The sequence below is a fragment of the Streptomyces sp. NPDC056948 genome, from assembly GCF_042674225.1.
In the GTDB taxonomy this organism is placed as follows: Bacteria; Actinomycetota; Actinomycetes; order Streptomycetales; family Streptomycetaceae; genus Streptomyces; species Streptomyces purpurascens.
In genome coordinates this window covers 1-3,096 of sequence record NZ_JBHUQX010000675.1, presented here as the reverse complement: position 1 = coordinate 3,096, position 3,096 = coordinate 1, and the positions used below count along the sequence as shown (strand labels likewise).

Genomic DNA, 3,096 nt, shown 5'->3' with positions numbered 1-3,096 from the left:
CGCCGACGCGATTCGTGACGACATACGCGCCTACGTGGTCGAGCACCTGCGCGACACCGAGGCGGTGCTCGTGGTCGACGAGACGGGCGATTTGAGAGACAGATCAGTGAGGTCGCCTCGATGAGCAACCCGGTGCGATGGGCCCTCGACCTGACAGTCAGTCATCTGTGCACGTACCGCTTCATGGCAGTCGTGAAGACATCGCCCCTCTGACCAACCGCCACTGACACGCTCCCGCTGACGGGGCGCGCACAACGGTCTTGATCACCCCACCTTGATAGCCACCCCGCACCAGGGCGCGGGAGCGAACAGCCGCACAATCACCCGCCCGTGCACAACAGTCGTACTGACAAGACGAAACACCTGCGAGGCAGGCACAACCCAGCACACGATCGCTGCCGCAGCCCGCACATGCGCTGCACGCCGCAGCACAGCGCGAGGCAGGCTGCGGCTGTGCAGCTCTCCCTCCCCATCGCCCCAGCCGTGCCGGACGACCTCGCCAAGCCTGAGCCGCCGCTCCCTCACGGGCCGACTCTCGCGGCGCAACGTGCCGACGTGCTCAGCGTTTGGCGGTGCCCATCTGCTCGGGGATGGTCTGCCTGTGCTCACGATCGTCTCCTCTGGTGTCCGGGGAGCTGTACGGGCCGGGGGCAGAGCGGCTGGCACGGCGCGGGCGGCTGTCCCAGATGGAGGGGCGGTCGGCCGCGGCGAGGAGGTAATTGATGCGGCGGGCGAACTCGTGTCCGGGCAAGGGGAGCTCCGTGTCGGGCTCGCGGAGGTAGCCGGCCGTGACAGCGGTCGGCATGTAGGCCATGAGCTTGCTGACACCAGGCGGCCGGGAGCGGACGGTCTGCTTGGCGAGGTGGCGCAGGATCCGCATGAAGTGGGTGGTGGAGGTGCTGGTGATGCGGTGGTCGGCCGGGTGCCAGGTGCCGCCGTGGTCGAACGCCGGGGGTTCGGGCGGGGGCTGGACATCGTCGGTTTGCCGGTGCCAGAAGTCCGCGGTGTCCCGCTCTCCCAGTGCCAGGTGATGGAGGTAAAGGCAGTAGGCGGCGGCGGCTTGTCCGGCGCCGGCGGCGTACTGCCACCAGAAGCGGGCGCCCTCATCGGTGTCGGTCAGCTGCAGGACACAAGCGAGGACCAGGGCGGCGCGGGGTTCGGGGACCTGGTCGGTGACGAACTTGGCGACGGTGCGCGGTGGGGTGTGCGAGACAAGGGTTTCGCACAGGGCGCGCAGATCCTCGGCCGCCGCATAGCGGCTGCCGCTCGGGGAGCTCTGGCTAGCGTGAGCGGCATCGGGTGCAGGCGGCCGGTTCGATGCGGGAACGACGTCGCGGGGCAAGGTGCGCTCGCGGACGAGCAGGGCTCTGGAAAGGAGTTCTTCGATGCCGGTCACGGGGTGATCCCTTCGGTCGGAGGCGGCGGGCACAGGACGCTTTCCAGGAAGCGGGTGGCGTGGCGCTCGTCGGAGCGGACGGCGGCCAGGGGCACGCCCAGGAGGGCGGAGACGGTCTCGGGCGGGCGGCCGCACAGCCGGCGCAGCACCATGACGTCGAGCTGGCGGGTGGGCAGGCGGCTCATGGCCGTGAACAGCTGAAGACTCTCGGCGATCTGGTTGAGGCGGTCGGCCGGGTCGGTGAGGGACTGCAACGCAGCGGTGTCGAAGGCGGCACTGCCCAGTTCGGGCCAGCCGTCCCGGTGCGGAGCGCGGGCCATGACCGTGGCGCGCAGGACATTCCAGGCGTAGCCGCGGGTGTCCTGGCTGGCGAGGGCGTCATCCCAGGACAGCCACAGGATGTCGAAGGTGTCGTCGATGGCGGCGTCGCGCTGGTCGTCGTCGAGGAAGGCCTGGGCGAAGAACAGGTAGTCCGTCTCCACCAGTTCGCGGAAGGCGCGGTGATCCAAGGGCGGGGCGGTGTGGGTGGCGGTCAGGATGGGGGTCCGTTCGGTGCAGTTGTCGACCCACTCGCTGCTCTTCTGTGCCTCGTATGCGGCCTGGCACCACAGCCGGTACAGGGGCCAGTTCGGCATGCCCAGCTCCGTGGCAAGTAAGTAGACGATCTCCCAGCGCGGGTAGAGGCCCACGCCGCGCAGCAGTTCGGAGATCTTGGACTTGGCGAAGCGGACGCGTGTGCTCAGATCGCTCAGGGTCAGGCCGCTGGCGAGGTAGGTCTCGCGAATCGGGTCCAGCCAGGCCCGGTGGGCGCTGCTGACGAACGGGGCGATCGGTCCGAGCTTGCGGCCGGGCCGCGCGGTGGAGGGTCTGTCGGGTGGTACCGGCGGCTCGGTGGGCGTCGTCACGGGGCGTCGTCCTCCTTGTCCGTGGCCGCGTCCACGCGGTTGCCGGCGCCGGGCGCGGTGTGGGAACGGGAGGCGTGCACGATCTGCTGCACGGTCAGGGCGAGAGCCGGAGCGAGCCCGGCCACCGCGGCCGTCTCGCCGACGGCGACCAGTACGGTGCTCCAGGCGAACACCGTCGCCGTGACCGTGATGACGACTATCTGACGATGCTTCATACAAGTTCCTATGGGAGACGCGGTCGGTTTTCGGTGTCGAGAGGTCGGCCTCAGGGATCCGGCGGCCCCATCCGAAGAAGGCCGCCGCGCACCCCGGCAGGCGGGTGCCAGGCCGCCGTGCCGAGGAGGTGAACCAGCATGGCGAGAGCGGTAGTTGTTACGCCACGTGATCAAGAAATCACGGAACAATGGCGATCACCGACCATCTCCGGGCGCCCCGTCAGGGCATCGGCGGTCAGAAAACGCAAGCAGGCGCGCGGACGGGTGGAAGTTCCCGGATCTCCTTGCAATTGCACGTCGAAGAGACGTCAATAGAACAAGACGCCGTTGGTGTCGGCCTTCCATCCGGAAGGGCCCGCCCCCGTGCCAACCCGTCAAAGGGGGGAAGCGGGCAACGCGGCTCTCGCCTGGCCAGGCATGAGGCCAGGCGAGAGCACAGCGGTCCCAAGCCGGGACACGACGACCGTAGACCACGGCACTGACAACGCCCGCGCCACAGCCCGGGCCTGTGCTGTCGTACGAACCAGGTGCCCCTGGACCTGCCGGCATCTCGGGAACCAGGCGTGGCGCGAATCCGGTC

3 protein-coding genes are annotated in these 3,096 nt (G+C 69.1%); all 3 read right to left on the bottom strand.

Translation table 11 applies throughout. The features are described from left to right. Positions 1-559 precede the first annotated feature (559 nt). The 3 genes from ACFTZL_RS43360 to ACFTZL_RS43350 are packed head-to-tail and all read right to left on the bottom strand — an operon-like array spanning position 560 to position 2,516. Complete coding sequence (locus ACFTZL_RS43360; protein WP_382595680.1) at positions 560-1,396, bottom strand: hypothetical protein; 837 nt, start codon at positions 1,394-1,396, stop codon at positions 560-562. After that, complete coding sequence (locus tag ACFTZL_RS43355) at positions 1,393-2,301, bottom strand: sigma-70 family RNA polymerase sigma factor (RefSeq protein ID WP_382595678.1); 909 nt, start codon at positions 2,299-2,301, stop codon at positions 1,393-1,395. Before ACFTZL_RS43355 ends, ACFTZL_RS43360 begins: the two co-directional genes overlap by 4 nt. Next, positions 2,298-2,516, bottom strand: coding sequence for a hypothetical protein (locus tag ACFTZL_RS43350; protein ID WP_382595675.1), 219 nt, complete (start codon positions 2,514-2,516; stop codon positions 2,298-2,300). The genes ACFTZL_RS43355 and ACFTZL_RS43350 overlap by 4 nt, the downstream gene beginning before the upstream one ends. Positions 2,517-3,096: the final 580 nt, after the last annotated feature.